Below are 24,373 nucleotides of genomic sequence, written 5' to 3' on the forward strand. Positions count from 1 at the left end.
AGTTCTATATCTTAACCTTTTGACTCGCCTTTAGTAACCTTTTTGGTAAATGAAATTGTTTTTGAAAACATTTGGAATCCTGTGACGAGCATCCATAAAACTCCAAGGGAATTAAATATTACGTATATAAGTTCCCCATTATCTCCAAGCCATTCGCCCTCGTGGAGAGACATTAACCAATGAACTTGTTCTCTAGAGTACCCCAGTAAATCTTTTGAAACCCTATAAAGAAGACCAGTAATTGAAGATATAAATAATGGAAGAAAAATCCAGGGCGCCAAAGCCTTATGAAATTGCCTAGAATTAAATAAAGTTTTCATTTTAGTTTCTTTCCCGTTGTTATTGATAGATTTAAAGTAGCCAAGATTATAAAGGCTATTTTGAAGATATTCACTTATTACTATTATTTATTCCAATGAGACATTTTGCAGATCTTTTGTTAAATAAAAATAATTCTAAAGCTAATGATCAAGTTCCTTTTATTCAGAGGAGAAGAGGAATCGAAATAAAGTCTTCTCGGGAAATAAATTTGATGAAAAAATCTAGCAGAATTGTAGCTACTGTTTTGAGAGAAATTAATGACTTAATTAAACCTGGAATGAGTACAAAAGATTTAGATGATTTTGCAGAAAAGAGAATAAAAAGTTTTGGAGCTGTGCCAAGCTTCAAAGGCTACCATGGATTCCCTTCTAGTATTTGTTCTAGTATCAATAATGAGGTTGTCCACGGTATTCCAAATAAAAATAAAATAATTAAAAATGGTGACTTGGTTAAAATTGATACAGGGGCATATTTAGATGGTTTCCATGGAGATAGTTGTATATCAATTTGTGTAGGAGAAGTTAGTCCAAAGGCTCAAAAACTTAGTGATATAGCTTTTAAAGCATTGTATGCGGGCCTTTCGAAAATCAAAGCAGGTAATACACTTCTAGATGTGGCTGGAGAGATCGAAGACGTTGTTGTAAAAAATGGCTTTAGTGTTGTAGAAGACTATACAGGTCATGGAGTTGGCCGAAATCTTCATGAAGAACCATCGGTATTTAATTTTCGAACCAAAGAATTGCCTAACGTCATACTTCGCGAAGGAATGACATTAGCGGTGGAACCTATTGTTAATGAAGGGACTAAATTTTGCAAAACACTAAATGATAGATGGACCGTAATAACAAAAGATGGAAAACTATCGGCCCAATGGGAGCATACAATAGTTGTTTTAAAAGATGGTATTGAAATATTGACAGATCGAGATTTTTAGGCACTAAGATTTATATTTATAGATAATTTGGCAATATAAAAAATTAAAAAATTCTTTTAATGGGAAAAGTAAATATGTTAAAGGGTTTGGACTAATTATTACTAAATAATTTTTTGAATTGGCTAAATCATAAATTTTTTTAGAAACAAATTTGGGACTCATTATTCCGATAGGATTTAATTCTGATTTAAAAGGCCCTAAGATGATTTTTTTAATTATTAATTTTTTCTTTGTATTTTTGTCCAGTAGATTTTTTTTGAAAGAAACTAATTGACCAATAAGGGATTTACTAATCTCATATGACGGATTTAAGGCGGGTAATATTTCTGCTTCAGATGTATTTATCCAAATCTCTTTTTTTATTTGTGAATCATTGCTTAGAGCAATATCTTCAAATAAATTTAAAAATTTGAATTTGCTTAATGCATTTATCTCAATTGAGTTTTCATAATTAGAATTTTCTCTACTCAAATCATAGATACCATGGTTCAAAATTAAAATGTCTATATTCTCTAATTGTTTTTTTAATGACGACTCCTTCCCACATTCCCATTTAATCCATTCATTTGGAGATTCAAGATTTATTTCATAATTAGTTTTACTATGAGTAAATCCAATCACTTTATATCCTTTTTGACGAAACAACTTTGTTAATTCTTTCCCTAGCGCACCTGAAGCTCCAGTAATCCCTATGGTTTTTTCGTTTTTGGTTGGATTTATCATTTTGCTTGATTTTTATGAGATACCAAAGAATTAAAATAAATTTATCAAAAAAAGATTATTTATTTTTTTTATTTGATTAAAACTCATAAATAAATATTTGTTTAGTTCTGAAAAAAATATTATCTTAAACCTATTAATAAATAATTTACTAAATTATGAGCGATATATTATTAATTGGCTCGTGTGAGCCATTTAGTGGTAAGTCTGCAATGGTTCTTGGGATAGCAAAAAAACTTTTACAGAAGAAAAAAAAAGTACGCATTGGAAAACCTTTAGCAACTTGCATTGAACTTACAAATCTCCCCTCAATGTCTTATGAAGGATTAATAGATGATGATGTTAAGTTTATTGGATCAACGTTAAATATCGAAGAGGAGAATTTAATTTCTTCAGTAGGGTTATTGGATAATATCTCAGCTGAAAAAAGAATCTTCAATAAAGACTTACTCCCAGGAAAAGGTTTTGATCAGATTGAAGGATTGGTTAATGATGATTTTGAAGGTCTTAATATTTTAGAGGCAGCCGGAAGTCTTCATGAGGGTATGATTTATGGCTTAAGTCTCCCACAACTAGCTAAGGATTTAGATGCGAAAGTTTTAATTGTGAATTTATGGGAGGATTGTAAAAGTGTTGATGCATTACTTGATGCGAAAAAACAATTAGGTGAGAAATTGGCTGGAGTTGTATTAAATGGAGTTTTGCCGCAAGAACTCGAAAAAGTAAAAAATGAAATAATACCCTCTCTTAAAGATCTGGATATTGAAGTGTTTGGAGTGATGCCTAAATCACCACTTCTTAGAAGTGTCACTGTAGGCGAGCTTGTAAGAAGACTTGATGCCCAAGTAATTTGTTGCCCTGAAAAAGATCAATTGCTTGTTGAAACATTAAGCATTGGTGCGATGGGGGTAAATTCTGCAATGGAATTTTTCAGGAGAAGACGAAATATGGCTGTAGTTACTGGAGCTGATAGAACTGATATCCAACTTGCTGCTTTGGAGGCTTCGACTCAATGCCTTATTTTAACTGGTTTAGGAGATCCTTTGTCACAATTGATTCATAGAGCGGAGGAATTGGAGGTGCCAATCTTAAAGGTGGAATTAGATACTCTTTCCTCCGTGGAAATTATTGAACAAGCTTTTGGTCATGTCAGAATACATGAATCAATTAAAGCTTCTTATGCTATTCAATTAGTTCAAGAGCATGTAAATCTAAACAGAATTCTCGAAAAGATAGATTTTCCCTGCAATTTTTCAGATAAATGCTAATTTCAAATATAGGAACTTTATTATTTTGAGTCGCTCTTTAGATCTACCAGCAACCGAAGGTGTTGATGCCTTAGCTCAAGAACTTGCAAAACTCCAAGATAATGGGAAAAGGAGAATTGCTTTTTTAGGTAGTAGACACGTACCGGTCGTAGATATCCACTTAATTGAGTTGATAGCAAGGTCGTTAGCAGAGGAAGGACATAATATCCTTACGTCTGGGTCTCAAGGTGTTAATGCAGCTGTTATTCGAGCTGTCTTAGATATTAATCCATCATTATTAACTGTTTTATTACCACAAAGTCTTGATAGACAAATTCCTGAAATAAAGGACCAACTTGAGAGGGTTATGCATTTGGTTGAAAAAAGTGAAAATGATGAATTACCTTTGCCACTTGCAAGTAGTCTTTGTAATCAAGAAATTATTACTAGGTGCGATCAATTAATATGCTTTGCCTTTCACGATAGTGAAACTTTGCTAAATAGTTGTAGATGTGCTGAAGAAATGGGCAAAGTGGTTAGTTTGTTGTTTTTTGATTAAATTAACCCATTTCCCCTTATTAAAAGATGATTTATGCTAATAATATTTAGCGTTTAATAATTTACCATGGCAGAAAGTTTTTCATTTGATGTAGTTTCTGATTTTGATAGACAAGAATTAGTCAATACTTTGGATCAAGTTAAAAGGGAAATTTCTCAGCGTTACGATTTGAAGGGCACGGATACTTCAATTGAATTAGATAAAGAAAATATTTTTATAATCACCAATAGCGAACTAACCTTAAATGCTGTAAATGACATAATTAGACAAAAGGCAATAAAAAGAAACTTATCTTTGAAAATATTTGACTACGGTGAACTTGAAATGGTTAGCGGTAATAGGATTAAACAGACAATTTTATTAAAACAAGGAATTAAACAAGAAATTGCAAAAAAAATTAGTAAAAATATAAGAGATCAAATAAAAAAAATTAATGTCAGTATCAATGGAGAAACTCTCAGAGTAGCTAGTAAGAGCAAAAATGATCTTCAATTAGCAATTAAGCTTGTTAGTGAGTTGGAAGAGTCTTTGAACATTCCCCTAAAAGCTAATAACTTTAGATAAAATTTTTAATAGGATTATTTTAAAATATGGCAGATCATTCAGAATCTCTCATTAAATCACTCATTAAGAAGGTAAAAGAATATCCTCGTTTTTCAAAAGGAGAAATAGAGAAATTTTGTTGGATGGCGGTACATGAGCATAAGCATGGTGTTTTACCCTCTGAATATGACATAAGGGAAATAGATGAGGATCTTTATTTAGAACTTTTGCAAGAATTTAAATCAAATATCCATTAAAACTATCTGTATTTAAAATCACAATTATTAAAAAAATATTTTAATTAAATGTCTTATTAATGCACTAATTAGTCTATTTAAATATGATTAATTAAAAGAAAAAATTTAATGTCAACATCCTTTAAAAATGTCACACCAACAGGTCCTGGTGGGACAGCAACCCTTTTGATTGTATTGTCTTTTACTGGGTTTCTTTTACTTACCCAATCTCTTTTTGTTGTGCCTTCAGGACAAGTTGCAGTTGTTACAACTTTAGGGAAAGTAAGTGGGCCATCAAGGAGAGCTGGTTTAAACTTTAAACTTCCATTCATTCAGTCTGTATATCCATTTGATATAAAAACTCAAGTTCAACCTGAAAAATTTGAAACTTTAACTAAAGATCTTCAAGTTATTAGAGCTACCGCTACTGTTAAGTACTCAGTAAAACCTAACGAAGCAGGTAGGATTTTCGCAACAATTGCAAGCAGAAATAGCGATGTATATCAGAAAATTGTTCAGCCATCTTTGCTAAAAGCTCTTAAATCAGTTTTTTCTCAATATGAGCTAGAAACAATTGCTACTGAATTTGCAGTGATTTCTGAGAAAGTAGGAGATACTGTTGCAAAAGAACTTAATTCATTCGACTACGTAGATGTTAAAAGTTTAGATCTTACTGGATTAGAGATCGCTGAAGAATATAGAGCTGCTATTGAACAAAAGCAAATAGCTGGTCAGCAATTACTTAGAGCAAAGACAGAAGTTGAAATTGCAGAACAAGAAGCACTTAGATATGAGACATTAAATAGAAGTCTTGACGATCAGGTGCTTTTCAAATTATTTCTTGACAAATGGGATGGAAGTACACAAGTTGTTCCTGGCTTACCAGGTTCAGAAGGAGGTAGCCCCCCAGTAATAGTTGGTGGTAGAAGATAATTATTTAGATATAATGTTTCTAAACTTCTAATCATTTACTCATTTTTCTTTAAAGAAAGATTGGTAAATGATTATTTTTTTATTGCATTGAAAGATTCGTCAAAAGCCTCAATAGTTTTATCGATTTCTTCTTCGCTGTGAGCTAGTGATGTGAAACCAGCTTCGAAAGGACTTGGCGCTAGGTAAATTCCTCTTCGAAGCATTTCTTTATGCAACTTACCAAAAAGTTCGGCATCATTTGTTTTTGCTTCATCAAAGTTCCTAACAGGCCCATCGCATAAGAAAAATCCAAACATAGCACTTACACTTCCACCGTTGATAGCAATACCGTTATTTTCTGCAGACTGAATTATCCCTTCAATTAATCTAGAAGTTGTTAAATCAAGTTTGTCGTAAGTACCATCTTGTTTGAGCAGTTCAAGTGTTTTTATTCCAGCAGTCATTGCAAGAGGATTGCCACTCAAGGTTCCTGCTTGGTATACAGGCCCTGAAGGCGCTACCATTGACATTATTTCTTTCTTGCCCCCATAAGCTCCAACAGGTAGGCCTCCGCCAATTACTTTGCCAAGGGTGGTTAAATCAGGAGTAACCCCAAACTTTTCTTGAGCACCTCCATAACTTATTCTAAATCCAGTCATTACTTCGTCAAAAACTAACAAGGATCCATTCTCAGTGGTTAATTCCCTTAATCCTTCCAAGAATCCAGGTTCTGGAGTAATAAATCCAGCATTTCCAACTATAGGCTCGAGTATAACCCCCGAAATGGCATCAGGATTTTCAGAAAATAATTTTTTTACTGCTTCAAGATCATTGTAAGGAGCAGTAAGTGTGTTGGCAGTTGTTGTCCGTGGAACACCTGGAGAGTCTGGTAAACCCAGAGTGGCCACACCTGATCCTGCTTTTACTAAAAACATATCTGCATGACCGTGATAACAACCATCAAATTTAATAACTTTATCTCTTCCAGTAAAAGCTCGCATAAGTCTCAAAACAGCCATGCATGCTTCAGTTCCACTATTGACAAATCTAACCATTTCTACAGATGGGACTGCATCTATTACCATTTCAGCAAGTTGGTTCTCTAGAACGCATGGAGCACCAAAGCTAGTGCCTTTCTCAATTGCTTCCTGTAACGCAGTTGTGACTTCAGGGTGGGCATGTCCACATATAGCTGGTCCCCAGCTTCCTATGTAGTCAATATATCTATTTCCATCAATATCCCAAGCAAAAGGACCTTTGACTCTATCAAAAACAATTGGCTGGCCTCCTACAGACTTAAAAGCTCTTACTGGAGAGCTTACTCCTCCTGGCATTAGTTGTTGGGCGGCAGAGAAAATTTCTTCTGATTTTGTGTAATTTAATATGTCAGTCACAATTTAGCTAAATGATGTTTTGAGAAAAATCTAGTCATGTTCTAAATTAGAAATAAGTAAAAATTTTGTCAATCAGATTGAAATTCTACATTATGATATTTTTATTGCGATAGTTTGGATTGTAAATTATTAATTTTAAAGAAATCATTATAAAAAACAATCACATCTTAGATAACTCTTTATTAATAAGCGTTTTCAAGCATTTAAGAAATTCAATTTATTTTATTTATATTTCGAAGAAATTATCCTCATCCTCAAAAAAATCTGCATTTATTTCGTTTAAGTTAAGATCTATCATTACTGGCGCATGATCACTTGGACGCAAATTTCCTCTAGGGGAGCTGTCTATGACACAACTTTTAAGTTTTGATGACAGTTCTTTGCTGATATATATGTGGTCTATTCTCCAACCTTTATTTAATTCAAATGCATTGTTACGGTAATCCCACCAACTCCAATGGCCAGTATTTTGTTCGAAAATCCTGAACGAATCTATTAATCTGTTTTTCAGAACATTATTTAGTGCATTTCTTTCTATCTCAGATGCCATTATTCCTCCTTCATATTTCTTTGGATCATGAATATCCAAGTTAGATGGAGCAACATTAAAATCCCCCATAAGACAAATTAATTCTCCTTTTTTTTCTTGCTCATCCAAAAATGAAGCTAAACAATTTAACCAATTGATTTTGTATTCGAACTTGCTAGATTCTAGAGAAGATCCATTTGGCACATAAACATTTATGATTTTAATACCATTAATATCAGCAGAAATCAGTCTTTTTTGATCAACGAAAATCTCTATATTTTGATTAAAGTCGGTACAACCGTAGAATCCTTTTTTAACACTTTCTGGCTTTGTTTTGGAAATAATAGCCACACCATTGTATGATTTTTGTCCATAGATCTCTACTAAGTATCCTAATTTTTCAAAAGCTTCGACAGGGAAACTATCATCTATCACTTTAGTTTCCTGCAAACATAGGACATCTGGATTGGCTTGATTAATCCAATCTAATATTTGTGAAAGTCTGGTTCTTATCGAGTTAACATTCCAAGTTGCTATTAACAAATTTCCACCAAATTATGTAAAATTAAAATAGCAAGAAATTTTGGCGTTAAAGAATTTTGAAATTAAATAAAATGAAAAATTACTTTTGCAAAAGCGTTTTTAAACCAATTACTGTTGTAATTTTTTTTACTTTATTAACTTCCTTAAAAAGTGATTATCTAAATGCTGAATATTTATTTGAAGAAATAGAAATCGATACCTCTACTAAAACAGAAGATGATAGTTCAGCTCTTCCAACTAATCCTTTTGAACTTGTGGAAATGATTCGGAGACAAAATAGTATGAATGATGCGACTGATCCTTCTGATGCAATTGACGATGCGTTAAGGTCTTTCAATAGTTTGGAGGAAAATATAGAAATTTAATACGTTAAATTGTTATTTTCAAATTTTTTAATATGTTAAAAAACCCTATCCCAAAAGTTACTAACCGATTACAGCACAGAGCAATCGGTATTATTAATGGTAAATTCACTCCCCTTAGTAATGAACAATTAAATAGAGGCTTTTTAATTGACAATAAAGACGAAAAAATTGAAACAGTAGTTCTTGGTAAAGCATTATCACTTTTAAAAAAGCATATTGATTTAAATAAAAGTTATTATTGGATTGTTTATCCAAAGAATAAAAATACTCAAAACTTGCATTTACAGGTTGCTGGTATATGGGATCCCTATCAACTTAATGATTTCCCTAATGATTCTCCAAAAACTAACTTCTCAAAATTATTAGAAGAATTAGATTTAAAAGATAATTATTTTTCTGTTAGAGGAGAATTAGTTTTTGTTAACACGCAAAAGAAAGAAATTATTATCAAAATATGTCCTGCTATAAAGTCAAAAAATTTAAAAAATAAAAATTTTAAATTAGTCATAAAAGGAGAGCTTTCTCTTGAACTTTTGCATAGCTTTGTAAGTTTAGATATCAATAGAGATGGAAATTCTTTGCAATTAATAAATTACGAAGTGATTGAAAAAAATCTTTCTAAAATAACTAGAATGAGAGCTTGATTTCCTCCGCAATTTTGCCAGTTAAGAAATATTTGATTTATGGATGATGTTTTTATTGAATGTTCTCCAGGTGTCTCTGGAGATATGTTGTTAGGAGCTTTTTATGATTTAGGGGTGCCTAAAAAAGTTATTGAACAGCCACTTGTTGATCTTGGATTGAAGGATCTATATCAACTAGACTTTAAGGAATCAAAAAGTTGTTCAATCCGTGGCATCAAGGCAAAGGTTGATAATGTTGACCCTAGTCCTATTAAAAGAACTTGGAGAAGTATCAAGGAACTTATTCTAAATGGCCACCTTGAAGATAAATTAAAAAAAATAATTTATGAAGTATTTGAATCTTTAGCAATTGCGGAAGGAAAAGTTCATGGTACTAAAGCTGATGAAGTTCATTTTCATGAAATTGGGGCTATAGATTCATTGGTGGACATAATTGGAGTATGTGCTGCATTGAATTACTTAAATCCAAAGAGGGTTTATTGTAATGAACCAATGTTGGGGAATGGTTTTGTTCAAACTGAACATGGAAAATTATCTGTACCACCTCCTGCCGTAATAGAGCTAATAAGACAAAAAAATATCAAGGTTTTATCAAGCCCTAACTCCATAGATGGTGAACTCTCAACACCAACTGGCATTGCTTTACTTGCTAATTTAGTCGACTATCTTGAACCTCCTTTAAAATATTCTATTAACTCTTATGGAGTCGGCATTGGTAATCTTAAATTTACATTCCCTAATTTGGTAAGAGTTTATAAAATTACTTCATTTGATGATTTTTCTATTAACGAAAATGAACAAATTAGTCCAAAGTGTGAAGAGATATCTATTCAAGAAGCATGGATTGACGACCAAACACCCGAAGATATATCTAATTTTGTGGAGAAACTAAGAATTGAGGGAGCTTACGACGTTTCCTATCAAGCTATCAATATGAAAAAAAATAGAATTGGATTTTCAATACAAGTAATCTTGCCCATAGAGAAAAAAGAGTTTTTTAGGAGATTATGGTTTGATTATTCCAACAGTATTGGGGTTCGTGAAAGGATCCAATCTAGGTGGGTATTACTTAGACGCAGAGGAGAATGTTCAACGAATTTTGGAAATATAAAAGTTAAACAAACTTTGAAACCAGATGGATCAATAATTACGAAACCAGAAAATGATGAGGTTTTGAGATTACAAATAGAGCATAAAATATCAACGTACGAAATAAGAAAAATAATAAGAGATTCAAGCAAAAATTTTAAAGCATTTGAAAACTGGAAATGAGATTTAGCTTTAGTAATCAATCACATCTTAAATTCTTTAAAAAAATTAATTTTGGTTGTTTAAAGAGTATTTTCTTTATTACAAGCTTGTCCTATTTTTGCATATATTTTTTTAATAATATTGATCAAATTTCTTTTGATGTCAATTTAGAAAGAGATGGAATTAATCTATTTTTATCATTTTTATTTTGTATTTTAAGTATTTATCTGAACGCTTATGCATGGAAATATATTGTTAGATGGTTCGGGAAAGAATTTAAAAGTAATAATCTAGTCTCATTTTATGTTTTAACCAATATTCTTAAATACGTTCCAGGAGGAGTTTGGCATTTTGTAGAAAGATTTAATTTTATAAAAAAAATAAGTAATCCTCATATTGCATTGTATTCGACACTTATAGAACCTTATTTTATGTTGTCTGGATCTTTTCTCTTGGCATCGATGGGATTAATATTTTCACCATTTTATATTTTTTTAATAGTTCCTTTGGTTTTCCTAAATAGGAAATTTATTTTTCGGATATTAAAAATATTAGGGTCTCTTAAGGGAAAAGTATTTGAGGTCTTGAGACTTCCAAATTCAAAGGACCAATTTGAAGAGAGAATAAATATTATTTCATTTTTCCCTACTAAAGCTTTATTTCTTGAAATTGGATTTGTTTTATCTAAATTTATTGGTTTTTATATTTGCTTAAATACTTTTTATGCGAGTAATACTCTGAACATTATATTTTTATTGGTAATCTTTTCTTTGTCATGGTCTGTAGGCTTGGTAGTTCCAGCAGCTCCAGGAGGAGTTGGTGTTTTTGAGGCTTGCCTCCTTTTATTTATAGACAAAAGTATTCCACAAAATATAATTATCATTAGTTTAGTTTATTTTAGGGTTATATCTACCTTGGCAGATTTGTTCTTAAGCCTACCTTTCTTAATAAGAAAACTTTATAAAAGAATTTAGTTTTTTTTCTCTAAACTTGGTATCAATGTTATTGAAGCAATAAGGCCTAAAGTCATGATAATAATGGCTGGTAATATTGCCTCTACCATTCTTTCATCTCCAGCATATTGATATATCCTCACAGATAATGTATCAAAATCAAATGGTCTCAAAATAAAGGTCATGGGTAATTCTTTTATCGTGTCTACAAAAACTAAAAGTGATCCTACGAATATTGGTCCCTGAAGAAGAGGAAGATGAATTCTTTTGATGATGCCCGGCCAATTCTCTCCTAGTCCAAGTGCAGCTTCATCTAGACTAGGAGAAATTCTCTCAAGACTTGAATCAATAGAACCCTTAGAAATAGTTAGAAATCGAACAAGATAACCCCAAATTAGTAAGCAAATAGCAATGAAATTCAATTTTGGAGAAGAAATGCTTATTAAAGATAAAGCTAATACAGTGCCTGGAATTGCATAACCTATTCCCGCAAGGTTTGTTATTAGTCCTAGTAATAAGCTTTTATTTGGACGTCTTGCTAAGGAAATTATTAAGGAAAAAAACATCGTTATTAATGCAGTAAAAAATCCTAGACTTATGGTCCTGAATGATAGGGTAAGCAATTCTACTGATAACCCTTTTTGAATTTGATCGATATTGAGCAGAACCCAAAAACATGGTATTCCAAAAGAGAAAATTGGAGGAAATAAAGATATTGTGATTGCCAAAAGAGCTCTTGTTTTTTTTAATTCCCACCCTTGGGAATCTTTTGATGCAGGATTTTCACTCCACCGCTTTGATTTTCTTCTCGAGAATTTTTCAAAAATAATTAAAGTGAAAATTATTAATAAAGCTATCAAAGACAGTCCAATAGCACTTTTTGGATTACCCTCAATTATCCAATTTTCGGCTATACCAGTAGAAATACTTGGAATATTTAATAATGCAAATGTTCCCAACTCATTCATTACTTCCATACACATTAAACTTATGCCTGTTATGAGTGCTGGTAACACCATTGGAAAAGCGATTTTAAAGAAGCTCCTCCACGGCCCAACTCCTAATCCTCTACTAGCATTGATTTGATTAACTCCAAATTTATTAAAACTTTCGTTAGCAAGAATGAATACATATGGATAAGTAGAGATTGAAAGTATTAATACCCCCCACCATAAACCGGTTACTTGATACCCAAAAATACTTCCTAAATCCTGCAAAACAGCGGTTATTAGGTATGCTGGGGCGGCTAGTGGAATGAGCTGACAAATACGGAGAACTTTTCTGAACTTAAAATCACAATTTGAAAGTAACCATCCATTTAAAGTACCTAATCCTCCTCCTAAAAAACTTGTTAGTACTAAAACTTTTAAAGTTTCTAATACCTCTTCTCCTCCAGCAACGCCTAATGAAAAATTCCCACTTACAACATATTGGACTCCTTCAAGAAGAAAATTGGAAATTGGAATGATTACTAAAAATGCAACAATAAACGAAGTAAAATAAAAAAGTTTTAATTCGTTTATTGCTTTTTTAAATCCTTTAATAAGTATTTTCAAAAATTAATTAAATCCTAATATGTAAACACTAATCTGAACTAAATCTACATGATGAAAGTTGATTCTTAATAGTTTGATGATCTAAGTTTTTACCAATTAATACTATCTTATTAGATTTTTCTTTTGTCCATTCTTCATCATCTAGAGAAAATCGTTTTCCAGATAGGTGAAAAATGTGTTTTCTATCACTTTCCATAAACCATAATATTCCTTTCGCTCTAAATACATTTTGTGAGATTTGATTATCTAAGAAATATTGAAACTTCCTTAAGGAGAATGGTTCAAATGTCTCATAAGAAACTGATGTAAAACCTTCTATATTATTCAAATCGTGAGAATGGGAAGAGTGATCGTGAGAATGGGAAGAGTGATCGTGAGAATGGGAAGAGTGATCGTGAGAATGGGAAGAGTGATCGTGAGAATGGGAAGAGTGATCGTGAGAATGGGAAGAGTGATCGTGAGAATGGGAAGAGTGATCGTGAGAATGGGAAGAGTGATCGTGAGAATGGGAAGAGTGATCGTTTGAATTTTGTTCTATATTTTTTTTATTTTTCTCGAATTCAAAAGTATCCGTCTCAAATAGACCAACGCTCATTATTGTATGTAATGAAACTTCACTATTAGTTGATCTCAAAATCCTTGGTTCTTTTTTTATTTTATTTATAAACTCCTCTATTTTATTTAGTTGTTCTTCATTTACTAAATCAGATTTATTAAGAAGAAGGATATCTCCGTATAAAATTTGAGAATAGGCGACACTTGTATTATTAATTTCAAAATCAAAATTTTCTCCATCAATGACAGTGATTATCGAATCTAATCTTACTTTTTCTCTAAGATCACCAGCGGCAAAAGTCATGGCTACAGGTAATGGATCTGCTAATCCAGTTGTTTCAACAATCAAATAGTCTAATTTTTCAGCTCTTTCTAAAACTTTGGATACAGTATTCAATAATTCGCCATTGATAGAGCAACATATACATCCATTATTTAATTCGATCATATCTTCTGAGCCTTCTATTATTAAGTCATTATCTATTCCGATTTCTCCAAATTCGTTGACTAAAACAGCTGTTTTAATACCAACTTGATTTTTTAAAATATGATTCAGAAGTGTAGTTTTGCCAGAACCTAAAAATCCACTAATAATAGTAACTGGCAATAAATTTTTAGACATTTAGAATAGTTGAAAAAAAGCTTAAATTTTTATTGATCGAAAATTTTGTTGATTTCCCAAGCTAATGTTTGATCCAGATTCGTAATACCTCCTAGATCATGTGTATTTAATTTAATTATTACTTTTGCATAAACATTCTCCCAGTTAGGATGATGATTATATTTTTCACAGATTAAAGCAACCTTAGTCATAAAAGCAAAGGCTTCAATAAAATTAGCGAAATTAAATTCTCTTTGGATTTGTTTAGATTTAATTTCCCAGCCAGGTATTTTGACAACTAATTCATTCAATTCTTCATCTTGCAAAATGTAGGGTTCCATTAAATAAGAAACTAACTTATTACATTATAAATATCTTACTTTTTCTCACCAATTATATGAACATTAATTATTCTTTCCTTTTGATCAAATCGATGTTCCCATAAATAAATTGCTTGCCATGTGCCAAGCATAATTTTCCCGTCTTGAAAACTCAAAGATAAACAAGTGTTTGTTAGGGATGTTTTAATATGTGCTGGCATATCGTCAGCCCCTTCTTGATAATGTTTATAGGATATTTCCTCTCTATTTTTTGATAAGGTTAAGTAGGAATCATAGGGAACTATCGATTGCATATACTTTTTTAGGTCCCTAAGAACATTTGGATCTGCGTTCTCATTAATAGTTAAACTGCAACTTGTATGAAGTGAAGTTAAATTTAAAATTCCGGAATGAAAATTATTTTTTTCAACAAATAAATTTACATCATATGTGATATCAATAAAACCCTCGCCATGGGTTATGAATTTTAATTTTGAAAATATTTGTTCCATATAAGTTAAAACTTAATTAATCAATATCCTATTATGGATAAAGATGCATGTTTTACTGCAGACATTAAAATTTTTATCTTAAGATAAATTTAATTTCCATTTAAATCTTTGGCTGAAACTCATTGGAATAAGCTGGGTGCTTATCTGAAAGAAACACAAATATTAGGTTCAATCCAAAATACACTTTATTGGGATCAGAATACTGGAATGCCAAAGAAAGGTGCTTCTTGGAGGTCTGAACAACTTACTTATATTGCAAAAGTATTGCATGAAAGAAATTCTTCCGAGGAATTTTCTAATTTAATACAATCTGCTAATAATGAACTAGCAGATATTGAACGAAATTCCGATAATCAACTTTTCGTAAAAGATAAAGAAAGAAATATTAGTCTTTTATTGAAGGAATTTAATAGAGAAAGAAATTTAGATCCTAAATTAGTTGAGTCTCTAGCAAAGGCAAAATCTAAAGGGTATGGGAGCTGGCAAGAAGCTAAGGAAAAATCGGACTTTAAAATTTTTCTTCCTTTCTTTGAAGAATTAGTTAAATTGAGGATTGAAGAGGCAAAACAAATATCAGATCAATATTCACCATGGGAAACTTTAGCCCAACCCTTTGAGCCTGAATTAACTTTAAAGTGGCTGAATAAAATGTTTCAGCCTTTGAAAGATACTCTCCCAGAGTTGATTAGAGGGATTAATAAATATAAGAAATATCAATGGGATTTAAGTCCAGAATCTCAACATAATTTATGTTCTCAATTACTTGATGAGTTTGGGAGAGATAAAGATCTAGTTGTTGTTGGTAAATCTCCCCATCCTTTTTCGATTACATTAGGGCCTAATGATTACAGGATTACGACAAGAATTGTTGAAGGTGAACCGCTATCAAGTTTTTTGGCAACTGCGCATGAGTGGGGACATTCTATTTATGAGCAGGGGTTGCCATCTCAAAGTCATCAATGGTTTGCTTGGCCTTTAGGTCAAGCAACCTCTATGGGTATTCATGAAAGTCAATCTTTATTTTGGGAAAATAGAATAGTTAAATCCAAATCTTTTTCAAAAAGATTTTTTAACAAATTTGTTTCGGCTGGATGTTCTCTTGATAATTATTTAGAACTATGGAAATCTATTAATCATTTGGAAGCAGGATTAAATAGGGTTGAAGCGGATGAATTGACTTATGGCTTACACATATTAATAAGAACCGAACTTGAAATAGATTTAATTGAAAGAGGGTTACCTGCTGAAGATATTCCAACGGAATGGAATAAAAGATATGATGAACTCCTAGGAATTAAACCATCTAATGATTCAGAAGGTTGTCTTCAAGATGTTCATTGGAGTGAAGGGGCGTTTGGATATTTCCCCTCATATTTGTTAGGACATGTTATAAGCGCGCAAATATCTTCTCAAATGGAAAGAGACATAGGGTTGATTGACAACTTAATTGAAAATGGTGAATATCAGAAGATCATCTTTTGGTTAAAAAATAATATACATAAATATGGCAGATCAGTTAATTGTATGGAGTTGGTAAGAGCTGTAACTAATGAAGAACTATCGCCAAACTATTTTATTAATCATTTAAGGTCTAAAATAAATGATTTTTGCTGAAACATTACTTTTAAAGAATTTGGTTAGGTGTGAGGATGTAAGATAAACAAAAATAATTTTTTGATGGCAAATCTAAATCAGCCCCCAAGCAGGGTTACCCCAAATTTATTGCACATACTAAATGCTTTCACTGACAGCTCAAATACAATAATAAATACTATTGTTGAATTGAACTCTAATACCATAAATAAATATGAATTAATTACAGAAACTGGCCATCTAAAACTTGATAGGGTAGGTTATTCATCACTTGCGTATCCTTTTGCTTATGGATGTATTCCAAGGACATGGGATGAAGATGGAGATCCGCTTGATGTTGAAATTGTTGGGGTAACTGAGCCATTGATACCCGGATCTATTGTGGAAGCAAGGATTATTGGGGTAATGAAATTTGATGATGGTGGAGAGGTCGATGATAAGGTAATAGCGGTTCTCGCAGATGATAAAAGAATGGATCATATCTCAAGTTATGAAGACCTTGGCGATCATTGGTTAAAAGAAACAAAGTATTATTGGGAGCACTACAAAGATCTAAAAAAACCAGGAACATGTACTGTCAATGGTTTTTTTGGGATAGAAGAAGCTGTTAAAGTGATTAAAGATTGTGAAGAGAGATACAAAAAAGAAATTGATCCTAAATTAGTAAATTAACTAATTTTATTTTTCTCTAAATTTTTCAAATATTTCTCTTAGTATTTCTTCGGCACCTTGCTGCTTTAATTTTTTAGCTAGTTCTTTGCCTACTTCTTCGGGATCATTAATAGTGCCAATATATTGATCTTTAATAAGCCTTTCTCCATCAAGAGATGCAACCATACCAGTAAGGCAAAGTTGTTCATTCTGAATTTTACTATTCACACCTATGGGGACTTGGCATCCACCTTCAAGCTCTCTTAAAAAAGACCTTTCTGCTAGACATCTTTGACTGGTGGGTCTGTCTTCTAAGATATTTATAATTTCTAAAACTTTTTTATCATCAGATTTACATTCAATGCCTAGTGCCCCTTGGCCAACGGCATGAAGGGAAACTTCACTTGGGATAATCTGGTGAATTCTTGATTCAAAGCCTAATCTCTTTAAACCAGCTGCCGCAAGAATTATACAATCAAATTCTCCTGCATCTAATTTTTCAATTCTTGTAATAACATTTCCCCTGATATCTTTGAAAACAAGATGTGGGTACTTATTTCTTAATTGTGCCAGTCTTCTTAGGGAGCTTGTTCCAACAATCGAACCTTCAGGTAAGTTTTCTAATTTATAACAGTCATTTTTTTTGTTTACTACTAAAGCATCTGCAGGATCCTCCCTTTTTGTAATGCATCCTAATTTAAGGCCATTAGGCAAATTGGTTGGTAAATCTTTTAGAGAATGTACTGCTATATCTGCATGGCCTACGAGCATTTGTGCTTCAAGTTCTTTTGTAAATAAGCCTTTGTCGCCTATTTTTGCTAAGGCTACATCAAGGATTTTGTCACCTTGAGTTGCCATAGCTTCTATAGATACCTCTAAATTGGGAATATTCCTTTCTAGTTGATCTTTAACCCATAAAGTTTGAACCATTGCTAGCTTACTTCTTCTACTAGCTATTTTTAGCTTAAAATTAGTCATTAAATATTATTTTGAGTTTGAATTAAAAATTAAGTCGAGTTTATTTTAAGCTATTATTTTGCCAGTTTTTTAGGCTAATTATTATACTTAACTTTTTTTATTTAATATATTCTTTTAAAACCCCATTTCGATTTGGATGTCTTAGTTTTCTTAGAGCTTTTGCCTCTATTTGTCTAATTCTTTCTCTAGTCACATCAAAAATCTGGCCAATTTCTTCAAGAGTTTTCATTCTTCCATCATCAATTCCATATCTCAATCTGAGAACATCTCTTTCTCTTGGACTAAGAGTGGCTAATACTCCTTCCAAATCTTCTCTTAGTAAGGTTTTAGAAACATCTTGCTCTGGATTTTCTATATCAGCCTCTATAAAGTCTCCTAGCCTTGAGTCTTCTTCTTTCCCTATTGGAGTTTCTAAAGAAATAGGAAGTTGCGCACTTTTAGCTATAAATCTTAATTTTTCGATTGTCATTTCCATACTCTCAGCGATTTCTTCTTCACTAGGTTTCCTGCCAAATTCTTGGCTAAGAACTTTTGTGGTTTTTTTAATTCTGGATATTGTCTCGTATAAGTGAACTGGCAATCTAATAGTTCTACTTTGATCCGCAATTGCTCTTGTAATGGCTTGGCGAATCCACCAAGTTGCATATGTAGAGAACTTATAACCTTTTTCATGGTCGAATTTTTCCGCTGCCCTAATTAGACCCAAACTTCCTTCTTGGATTAAATCTTGAAATGATAAACCTCTGTTCATATATTTTTTAGCAATGGAAACAACTAATCTTAAATTTGATTGAACCATTTTTTCTTTAGCTCTCCGACCTAAGAGAAGTCTTCTTCTGAATTTGGGAAGAGGCATATCTATTAACTCGGCCCATTCTCTTACAGATGGGAAATGTCCTTTTTCTGACTCATATTGAGTTGCAAGCTCTTCTAATTGGAGTAAGTCAGCAATTTTTCTTGCAAGCTCAATTTCTTCATCTGGTCTTAAAAGTCTAATTCTTCCAATTTCTTGGAGATAAACTCTTATTGAATCTTCAGTGTAGATACCTTTTGGCCCAAGTTTTATATTCCCAAGTCCTTTATCTTCTTCTTCAGAATCACCAAATTCATTATTGTTATTTTCAATATTGCTTTCGTTTAACTCAGCAGATTTCCGTAAAGTTTGATTATTTTTATTACTATCTTCTTCAACTACTGTTTCTAAATTTGTATTAATTTTTTTATTGATCTTTTTTTTTGAACTAGGCTTGGATTTCTTTGATTCTGCTGCGACTGGACACATAATTAACTCCTTTCTACGGTGAATTTAACTAGATAAAATTTTATTTAGGGCTAATTTGAACAATTAGTAGTAAAGTCCCCTTAATGTTTAAAAAACTTTTTCACAAAATGAGAATAAGAAAAGTTTTCTAAATTGTTGAAAAATTTAAATAGTGCTATAGATTACCTAAAGTAAAAAGTCTTGGGATTTCTCAGACAGGCAGATCATTTTTGAATTTTCAGTCAATGATCAGAGCTTCATGTCTCCCTTAAGAGCAGGATACTTACAATGTGCAAAAAACACTTTGTGGAATGTTCAACAATCCAATACTAAGAAAAAGTTTTGAAGCCGGCAAGTAATCAGTTATTAAATATCTCCTATAAATTGGAAATTTTGCTCGATGTAGGTAGTACTAATGAAAGCTTTTACTATTTAGATGGAAATAATCTTGGGGCAGAAGTTGGAGATATTGTAAGTGTGAGACTTAGGGGGAGATTATTGAATGGGTTGGTGATCTCCAAAAAAAACTTTTCGACAATCAATAATAATGAATCAAATATTACTGGAGGGAAAAGCATAAGATATTTGTTTGTTGAAGGTATTTTGCAGAAAAAAATAATAGATGAATCTTGGAGAGAATTGATAGACTCCCTAGCCTCTTTTTATATGGTTAGTAATTTAAAAATGTTTAAAACTGCATTTCCTCCTGGCTGGATTGGTAAATATAAAAATTTCTCTAAAGGTTTAAAAGATCAAATATGGATTGAAACTAAAAAAGAATTTGATATTAAGAAAAATGGATTAACCAAAAAAGAATTTTTTTTAATGGATACTTTATCTAAAAAAGGTAATTGGCAAAGTGAATTAATAAAGTCTGGTTTTAATTACACTCTAATTAACTCAATGGTCAGTAAAAATTATCTTGCTAAATCTAAAAGAAAAAAAAATATAAATAGTAAATTAAATTCCTTTGTAAAAGATCATATCGCAACGAAAAAACCAAATCTTACAAATGAGCAAAAAATTGCATTTCAAGAATTTCAAACAATGAAACCAGGAGATGCATTACTTCTTTGGGGCGAAACAGGTTCAGGTAAAACAGAAGTGTATATGAGAGTTGCTGAAGATCAATTTCTTAAGAAAAAAAGTTGTTTGATACTAGCCCCAGAAATTGGATTAATTCCTCAACTTATTGATAGGTTTAGTAGGCGATTTAATAATGTTGTTTACGAATATCATAGTAATTGTTCTCCCGATCATAGAACTTTAGTTTGGAAGAAAATTATTAATGCTGATGAACCTTTAATAGTAATAGGTACAAGGTCTGCAGTTTTTCTTCCAATTAAAAATCTGGGATTAATAATAATGGATGAAGAACATGATGTTTCTTATAAGCAAGATAGTCCTATGCCTTGCTATGACGCGAGAGAGATTGCTATTGAAACTGTAAAAAGGAATTCTGCAAAGTTAATTTTTGGGAGTGCAACCCCATCAATGAAGACTTGGAAAAAGTGTATTTTTGAAAGGAATTTTAAATTGGTAAGAATGATTCAAAGGATATCTAGTAATGAGACTCCTGAAATAAAAATTATTGATATGCGGGATGAGTTCAAGAAGGGAAATATGAAAATTTTTTCCAATGAATTATTACAGTTGCTTCCTCAACTACGCTTAAAAAAAGAGCAAGCAATAATTTTGATCCCAAGGAGGGGGCATAGTGGATTTTTAAGTTGTAGAAATTGTGGATATTTAATAAATTGCCCCAACTGTGACGTTCCTTTATCAGTTCATCTCGGATCACAAGGGAAAAAATGGTTAAGGTGTCATTGGTGTGATCATAAATCAAGATTGATCAATCGTTGCCCAGATTGTCATTCAACTGCTTTCAAACCTTTTGGAATTGGTACGCAAAGGGTAATAGAGTTTTTAAATGAAGAATTTCCTGACTTAAGAGTACTTCGGTTTGATAGAGATACAACTTCAGGAAAGGATGGTCATAGAGATATTCTTTCAAAGTTTTCTAAAGGTGATGCTGATATTCTTGTCGGTACTCAGATGCTGGCAAAAGGTATTGACATCCCCAATATTACTCTTTCAGTAGTTATTGCAGCAGATGGTTTGCTTCATCGCCCAGATATTTCAGCAGAAGAAAAATCATTACAATTATTTTTGCAAGTAGCAGGAAGGGCCGGCAGGGCACAAAAAAAAGGGAAAGTAATTTTTCAAACATATAAACCTAACCACCCGGTGATTTCGTATCTTCAAAAAAGAGATTATGAAAGATTCTTAATTGAAAATTCGAGATTGAGAAAGGATGCTAATTTATTTCCATTTTGCACAATTTGTCTACTTAAATTGTCAGGTGAAAATTATGAATTAACTGAGTCAATTGCAATAAAATTAGCAAAATATCTACACAGTTTTTGTGAGAAAAAGAACTGGAAATTAATTGGTCCTGCCCCTAGTTTAATAGCTAAAGTCGGTAAAAAATTTAGATGGCAGATATTAATACATGGTCCTGAAGGAACAAAGATACCTTTACCTGATAGATCAATATTATGGAAACTTATTCCAAAAAATGTTTTTTTAACAATAGATGTTAATCCAGCAGAGTTGTAATTACTTTGATGGAAGCTGAGGTAAATCTGAACCTAATTTAAATCTATAGAATCTTAATAAATAAGCCAATAGTATAATTATTAAAATAATAGATATCCCAATCAAGAGTTTGTTGAGGCTCCAGAAAGAAAATTCAAGACTATTTATCTGCCCTTGATTTAAATCCCAAATTATTAGATTTTTTGTGATTTCTAAATTTGAATTATTTTTATCGGTAAGGATAGCTTTATTAGGGTGAATAATTTTGAAAATGAGTTCTAAATTATCAATGCCTTTAATAGAATTTAGATCCAAATCTAACCTGTAAAAGTATTTTTTAAAAAAAATGAAGTTTTTTTGAGTAGTATTAATTTCTATATTTGTTGATTCTCCCGCTAACTTTCCAGCTGTATTTTGGGTGATTTTAAGAACTTGCTTTGTATCCTCTAAATTGAGATTTTTATGTTTCAAAGAAAAGGTTGAGTCGTCTTGTTCAATTTCTGCTTCAGGAAAAATATCTTTCATCTTCTCTTCAAATTTTAATTGCCAAGGAAATTTCTTTATGTATTTACTCTCTATTACTAAATTATTAGTTATTGAATCAAGTTCACTAAGATCAAGGGTATCCTCAATTTTTACGCAGCCACTTAAAAGTGGAATTAATAATAATAGTATTAAAACAATGATAAGTGAAAAGCCTTTCTGAAAAGGTTTTGTGTCACCAGTTGGTGTCTCAGTTACATTAATAAATTTTTTTTTCTTAAATACCTCTTTTTTTTTGCGCAGTGAGTTTAGAGATTTTTTATTGAGTGATGGGTCGCTTTCAAACTGTACGTTCCAATTTTCTGGCTTTTTAATATCAGGAGAGTCTATAACTTCCATCAAATATTTTGCATTTTCTCTCGTCTTATTATCGTAAGATTTTAGAAGTTCTTTACAAAACCTTTTAGCCTCCTCCCTTTTATTGATACCACATAGAGCAGTAATTAAGATTGTTCTTAAATTTACTCCCTCTTTGCTTGATAAGGGAAATGATTCGATTATGGGCAAAAGAAATTCAATACAATAATGATACTCACCTTTAGCTAAAGCAAGTTCTACTTTTTCTAAAACTTGCTCATAAGTTTTCATGGGTTAGGCGACTATCATTGTACCTATTCCGGAATTTGTAAAAATCTCAAGAAGTAATGAATGTTCTATTCTTCCATCAATTATGTGAGCTGCTTTGACTCCTTGGGCTAAAGCTCTTATACAGCATTCTGTCTTTGGAATCATACCTTCAGTCACAATTTTTTTATCAATAAAATCCCTTGCCTCTTTGAGATTAGTTTTTTCAACAAGACTATTTTTGTTATCTTTTTCTTTTAAAATTCCTTGAGTATCTGTAAGAAGAATAAGTTTTTCTGCATTTATTGAAGCAGCAATTTCTCCAGCAACAAAATCTGCATTAATGTTATGGGAAATACCCTCCAAGGTTGATCCAATGCTAGAAATAATTGGGATGTATCCTTTAGAAATAAGAGGATCTAATATTTCAGGATTGATTTTTGTAACCTCTCCCACTAACCCATGGCTACCATCTCCTAGTTCTCTAGATTGAATTAAGTTGCCATCAAGACCTGATATTCCCACAGCTAAGGATCCAGTTTTATTAATCCCTTTTACAATTTGTTTGTTAACTCTACCCATTAGAACCATCTCGACAATTTCCATTGTTTTTTGATCAGTAATTCTTAATCCATTTTCGAATTTAGGAGATATTTCTAATTTCTTTAACCAATTATTAATCTCTGGTCCACCTCCATGAATTACTATCGGACAAACCCCAACGGTTGATAAAAGTGCAATGTCTCTAAAAAAAGCATTTTTTAAATTATCATTTTCCATAACAGAACCACCATACTTGATAACAATTTTTCTACCTGAGAAACTTTGTATATATGGAAGTGCTTCGCTTAATATTGATACTCTTTGAGAATCATTCATTATTAAAATTCATTAAAACTTGATTGAATTGAGAAATTAGGTTTTTACAAATATATCCCTTTATTCAATAAAAGAGAATAAAATCAAATTCTTTTTTATTATCGTCGATAATAAATTCTGATTCAAGACCTTTGACGAAAAACCTATTTAATCTTTCTTGTTTTTCAATCCATTTTTCTAGAGGGACAGCGTTTAATTCGAAACGCATTCTGAGACCATTTTTTTCTTCCTTTGTAATTTCTTCTATTTCTTTTAATTGAGGGGGGTTATCCTCGTCCCACAAATTTAAAGATTCTAATGACGATTCAAGATGAGCTTTTATCCCATACCTCCATCTCGTAACATCTTTAACTAATGCTGTTAGTTCTTTTGGTCTATTAAATTTATTTGTCGCAAAATTTGTCTTGTCAAATAACTCTACAGGAGGTATTTCGGAAGTCTTTAAGCCTAAGCCAATTAGGAAAATAGGTACTCCATAAAAAAAAGTAGGTACACTTAAATTCACTGAGTCTGTAAAATAAGCAGTCATTCCAACAAAAGCTAACATACCCCCAGCGGTTACGATTAAGTTTCCAGGCGATAAGTATTTCTTCATTTTGATTTAGTAGAAT

At 31.8% G+C, this 24,373-nt stretch carries 26 protein-coding genes; 13 read left to right on the top strand and 13 right to left on the bottom strand.

Annotated features, from left to right (window positions below; genetic code table 11):
• Positions 1-11 precede the first annotated feature (11 nt).
• Entirely contained in the window at positions 12-320 is a 309-nt protein-coding gene (locus AMO19_RS05875; protein WP_011862496.1) for a PepSY domain-containing protein, read from the bottom strand.
• 95 nt (positions 321-415) lie between these two features.
• Between AMO19_RS05875 and map the strand changes: the two genes are divergently transcribed.
• Positions 416-1,255: a type I methionyl aminopeptidase gene (gene map, locus AMO19_RS05880; RefSeq protein ID WP_075507690.1), complete on the top strand. Its 840-nt coding sequence runs from the start codon at positions 416-418 to the stop codon at positions 1,253-1,255.
• Positions 1,256-1,258: 3 nt separating this feature from the next.
• Here the strand turns inward: map and AMO19_RS05885 are convergent, their stop codons facing one another.
• A complete protein-coding gene (locus AMO19_RS05885; RefSeq protein ID WP_075507691.1) occupies positions 1,259-1,978 on the bottom strand; it encodes an SDR family oxidoreductase in 720 nt (239 codons plus the stop codon).
• A gap of 155 nt (positions 1,979-2,133) precedes the next feature.
• On the opposite strand from AMO19_RS05885, the gene AMO19_RS05890 reads away from it, so the two are divergent.
• The 5 genes from AMO19_RS05890 (at position 2,134) to AMO19_RS05910 (ending at position 5,493) form a co-directional block, all read left to right on the top strand.
• A complete protein-coding gene (locus AMO19_RS05890; RefSeq protein ID WP_075507692.1) occupies positions 2,134-3,243 on the top strand; it encodes a phosphotransacetylase family protein in 1,110 nt (369 codons plus the stop codon).
• A 25-nt stretch (positions 3,244-3,268) separates the two neighbouring features.
• The gene (locus AMO19_RS05895; protein WP_011817989.1) at positions 3,269-3,781 is read left to right on the top strand and encodes a hypothetical protein; all 513 of its coding nucleotides are present in this window, start codon (positions 3,269-3,271) and stop codon (positions 3,779-3,781) included.
• A 66-nt stretch (positions 3,782-3,847) separates the two neighbouring features.
• Positions 3,848-4,345 (top strand): YajQ family cyclic di-GMP-binding protein, encoded by a 498-nt coding sequence (locus tag AMO19_RS05900; RefSeq protein WP_075507693.1) that lies wholly within the window; start codon positions 3,848-3,850, stop codon positions 4,343-4,345.
• Between the two features lie 26 nt (positions 4,346-4,371).
• A complete protein-coding gene (locus AMO19_RS05905; protein ID WP_011817991.1) occupies positions 4,372-4,581 on the top strand; it encodes a hypothetical protein in 210 nt (69 codons plus the stop codon).
• Between the two features lie 108 nt (positions 4,582-4,689).
• Positions 4,690-5,493, top strand: coding sequence for a prohibitin family protein (locus tag AMO19_RS05910; protein WP_025926125.1), 804 nt, complete (start codon positions 4,690-4,692; stop codon positions 5,491-5,493).
• A gap of 71 nt (positions 5,494-5,564) precedes the next feature.
• On the opposite strand, the gene hemL is transcribed toward AMO19_RS05910, so the two are convergent.
• Complete coding sequence (hemL, locus tag AMO19_RS05915) at positions 5,565-6,866, bottom strand: glutamate-1-semialdehyde 2,1-aminomutase (RefSeq protein WP_075507694.1); 1,302 nt, start codon at positions 6,864-6,866, stop codon at positions 5,565-5,567.
• 226 nt (positions 6,867-7,092) lie between these two features.
• Positions 7,093-7,938, bottom strand: coding sequence for an exodeoxyribonuclease III (gene xth / locus AMO19_RS05920; RefSeq protein WP_075507695.1), 846 nt, complete (start codon positions 7,936-7,938; stop codon positions 7,093-7,095).
• A 71-nt stretch (positions 7,939-8,009) separates the two neighbouring features.
• Between xth and AMO19_RS05925 the strand changes: the two genes are divergently transcribed.
• The 4 genes from AMO19_RS05925 to AMO19_RS05940 are packed head-to-tail and all read left to right on the top strand — an operon-like array spanning position 8,010 to position 11,172.
• Complete coding sequence (locus AMO19_RS05925) at positions 8,010-8,303, top strand: hypothetical protein (RefSeq protein ID WP_075508041.1); 294 nt, start codon at positions 8,010-8,012, stop codon at positions 8,301-8,303.
• 32 nt (positions 8,304-8,335) lie between these two features.
• Complete coding sequence (locus AMO19_RS05930) at positions 8,336-8,947, top strand: hypothetical protein (protein ID WP_075507696.1); 612 nt, start codon at positions 8,336-8,338, stop codon at positions 8,945-8,947.
• Between the two features lie 39 nt (positions 8,948-8,986).
• Positions 8,987-10,219: a nickel pincer cofactor biosynthesis protein LarC gene (gene larC, locus AMO19_RS05935; RefSeq protein WP_075507697.1), complete on the top strand. Its 1,233-nt coding sequence runs from the start codon at positions 8,987-8,989 to the stop codon at positions 10,217-10,219.
• Positions 10,216-11,172, top strand: a complete 957-nt coding sequence (locus tag AMO19_RS05940) for a hypothetical protein (protein ID WP_075507698.1) — start codon at positions 10,216-10,218, stop codon at positions 11,170-11,172. The genes larC and AMO19_RS05940 overlap by 4 nt, the downstream gene beginning before the upstream one ends.
• Here the strand turns inward: AMO19_RS05940 and AMO19_RS05945 are convergent.
• Genes AMO19_RS05945 through AMO19_RS05960 form a run of 4 tightly spaced genes read right to left on the bottom strand, consistent with a single transcriptional unit; the run spans position 11,169 to position 14,695 of the window.
• Entirely contained in the window at positions 11,169-12,707 is a 1,539-nt protein-coding gene (locus tag AMO19_RS05945) for an ABC transporter permease (protein WP_075507699.1), read from the bottom strand. The genes AMO19_RS05940 and AMO19_RS05945 overlap by 4 nt on opposite strands.
• Before the next feature lie 28 nt (positions 12,708-12,735).
• Positions 12,736-13,884 carry a CobW family GTP-binding protein gene (locus tag AMO19_RS05950; protein WP_075507700.1) on the bottom strand — a complete coding sequence of 383 codons (1,149 nt, stop codon included), beginning with the start codon at positions 13,882-13,884 and terminating at the stop codon, positions 12,736-12,738.
• 29 nt (positions 13,885-13,913) lie between these two features.
• Positions 13,914-14,204, bottom strand: a complete 291-nt coding sequence (locus AMO19_RS05955; protein WP_075507701.1) for a 4a-hydroxytetrahydrobiopterin dehydratase — start codon at positions 14,202-14,204, stop codon at positions 13,914-13,916.
• 35 nt (positions 14,205-14,239) lie between these two features.
• Positions 14,240-14,695, bottom strand: a complete 456-nt coding sequence (locus tag AMO19_RS05960; protein ID WP_075507702.1) for a secondary thiamine-phosphate synthase enzyme YjbQ — start codon at positions 14,693-14,695, stop codon at positions 14,240-14,242.
• Positions 14,696-14,803: 108 nt separating this feature from the next.
• On the opposite strand from AMO19_RS05960, the gene AMO19_RS05965 reads away from it, so the two are divergent.
• Entirely contained in the window at positions 14,804-16,309 is a 1,506-nt protein-coding gene (locus tag AMO19_RS05965) for a carboxypeptidase M32 (protein ID WP_075507703.1), read from the top strand.
• A gap of 63 nt (positions 16,310-16,372) precedes the next feature.
• Positions 16,373-16,960 (top strand): inorganic diphosphatase, encoded by a 588-nt coding sequence (locus tag AMO19_RS05970; protein WP_025887731.1) that lies wholly within the window; start codon positions 16,373-16,375, stop codon positions 16,958-16,960.
• A 6-nt stretch (positions 16,961-16,966) separates the two neighbouring features.
• Here the strand turns inward: AMO19_RS05970 and hemC are convergent, their stop codons facing one another.
• Both hemC and rpoD read right to left on the bottom strand, forming a co-directional pair.
• A complete protein-coding gene (gene hemC / locus AMO19_RS05975) occupies positions 16,967-17,917 on the bottom strand; it encodes a hydroxymethylbilane synthase (protein WP_075507704.1) in 951 nt (316 codons plus the stop codon).
• A 97-nt stretch (positions 17,918-18,014) separates the two neighbouring features.
• Positions 18,015-19,199, bottom strand: coding sequence for an RNA polymerase sigma factor RpoD (rpoD, locus tag AMO19_RS05980; RefSeq protein WP_075507705.1), 1,185 nt, complete (start codon positions 19,197-19,199; stop codon positions 18,015-18,017).
• A 321-nt stretch (positions 19,200-19,520) separates the two neighbouring features.
• Between rpoD and priA the strand changes: the two genes are divergently transcribed.
• Entirely contained in the window at positions 19,521-21,797 is a 2,277-nt protein-coding gene (gene priA, locus AMO19_RS05985; protein ID WP_075507706.1) for a replication restart helicase PriA, read from the top strand.
• On the opposite strand, the gene AMO19_RS05990 is transcribed toward priA, so the two are convergent.
• The 3 genes from AMO19_RS05990 to AMO19_RS06000 form a co-directional block, all read right to left on the bottom strand.
• Positions 21,798-22,907 (bottom strand): DUF3153 domain-containing protein, encoded by a 1,110-nt coding sequence (locus tag AMO19_RS05990; RefSeq protein WP_075507707.1) that lies wholly within the window; start codon positions 22,905-22,907, stop codon positions 21,798-21,800. It abuts the gene before it with no gap.
• A gap of 3 nt (positions 22,908-22,910) precedes the next feature.
• Positions 22,911-23,762, bottom strand: coding sequence for an acetylglutamate kinase (gene argB, locus AMO19_RS05995; RefSeq protein WP_032514873.1), 852 nt, complete (start codon positions 23,760-23,762; stop codon positions 22,911-22,913).
• A 64-nt stretch (positions 23,763-23,826) separates the two neighbouring features.
• Positions 23,827-24,357: a DUF2854 domain-containing protein gene (locus AMO19_RS06000; protein ID WP_075507708.1), complete on the bottom strand. Its 531-nt coding sequence runs from the start codon at positions 24,355-24,357 to the stop codon at positions 23,827-23,829.
• Between the last annotated feature and the right edge of the window lie 16 nt (positions 24,358-24,373).

Origin of the sequence: Prochlorococcus marinus, from assembly GCF_001180245.1 — a bacterium.
Classification (GTDB): domain Bacteria; phylum Cyanobacteriota; class Cyanobacteriia; order PCC-6307; family Cyanobiaceae; genus Prochlorococcus_A; species Prochlorococcus_A marinus_F.

Excerpts from the sequence above, each read along its gene's own strand:
- AMO19_RS05925 (WP_075508041.1), top strand. The coding sequence starts at position 8,010 with ATGAAAAATTACTTTTGCAAAAGCGTTTTTAAACCAATTACTGTTGTA.
- AMO19_RS05890 (WP_075507692.1), top strand. The coding sequence starts at position 2,134 with ATGAGCGATATATTATTAATTGGCTCGTGTGAGCCATTTAGTGGTAAG.
- hemC (WP_075507704.1), bottom strand. The coding sequence starts at position 17,917 with ATGACTAATTTTAAGCTAAAAATAGCTAGTAGAAGAAGTAAGCTAGCA.
- AMO19_RS05960 (WP_075507702.1), bottom strand. The coding sequence starts at position 14,695 with ATGGAACAAATATTTTCAAAATTAAAATTCATAACCCATGGCGAGGGT.
- AMO19_RS05940 (WP_075507698.1), top strand. The coding sequence starts at position 10,216 with ATGAGATTTAGCTTTAGTAATCAATCACATCTTAAATTCTTTAAAAAA.
- AMO19_RS05930 (WP_075507696.1), top strand. The coding sequence starts at position 8,336 with ATGTTAAAAAACCCTATCCCAAAAGTTACTAACCGATTACAGCACAGA.
- AMO19_RS05950 (WP_075507700.1), bottom strand. The coding sequence starts at position 13,884 with ATGTCTAAAAATTTATTGCCAGTTACTATTATTAGTGGATTTTTAGGT.
- AMO19_RS05910 (WP_025926125.1), top strand. The coding sequence starts at position 4,690 with ATGTCAACATCCTTTAAAAATGTCACACCAACAGGTCCTGGTGGGACA.
- larC (WP_075507697.1), top strand. The coding sequence starts at position 8,987 with ATGGATGATGTTTTTATTGAATGTTCTCCAGGTGTCTCTGGAGATATG.
- AMO19_RS05990 (WP_075507707.1), bottom strand. The coding sequence starts at position 22,907 with ATGAAAACTTATGAGCAAGTTTTAGAAAAAGTAGAACTTGCTTTAGCT.
- AMO19_RS05875 (WP_011862496.1), bottom strand. The coding sequence starts at position 320 with ATGAAAACTTTATTTAATTCTAGGCAATTTCATAAGGCTTTGGCGCCC.
- AMO19_RS05970 (WP_025887731.1), top strand. The coding sequence starts at position 16,373 with ATGGCAAATCTAAATCAGCCCCCAAGCAGGGTTACCCCAAATTTATTG.
- AMO19_RS05955 (WP_075507701.1), bottom strand. The coding sequence starts at position 14,204 with ATGGAACCCTACATTTTGCAAGATGAAGAATTGAATGAATTAGTTGTC.
- argB (WP_032514873.1), bottom strand. The coding sequence starts at position 23,762 with ATGAATGATTCTCAAAGAGTATCAATATTAAGCGAAGCACTTCCATAT.
- AMO19_RS06000 (WP_075507708.1), bottom strand. The coding sequence starts at position 24,357 with ATGAAGAAATACTTATCGCCTGGAAACTTAATCGTAACCGCTGGGGGT.
- AMO19_RS05905 (WP_011817991.1), top strand. The coding sequence starts at position 4,372 with ATGGCAGATCATTCAGAATCTCTCATTAAATCACTCATTAAGAAGGTA.
- rpoD (WP_075507705.1), bottom strand. The coding sequence starts at position 19,199 with ATGTGTCCAGTCGCAGCAGAATCAAAGAAATCCAAGCCTAGTTCAAAA.
- AMO19_RS05885 (WP_075507691.1), bottom strand. The coding sequence starts at position 1,978 with ATGATAAATCCAACCAAAAACGAAAAAACCATAGGGATTACTGGAGCT.
- map (WP_075507690.1), top strand. The coding sequence starts at position 416 with ATGAGACATTTTGCAGATCTTTTGTTAAATAAAAATAATTCTAAAGCT.
- AMO19_RS05900 (WP_075507693.1), top strand. The coding sequence starts at position 3,848 with ATGGCAGAAAGTTTTTCATTTGATGTAGTTTCTGATTTTGATAGACAA.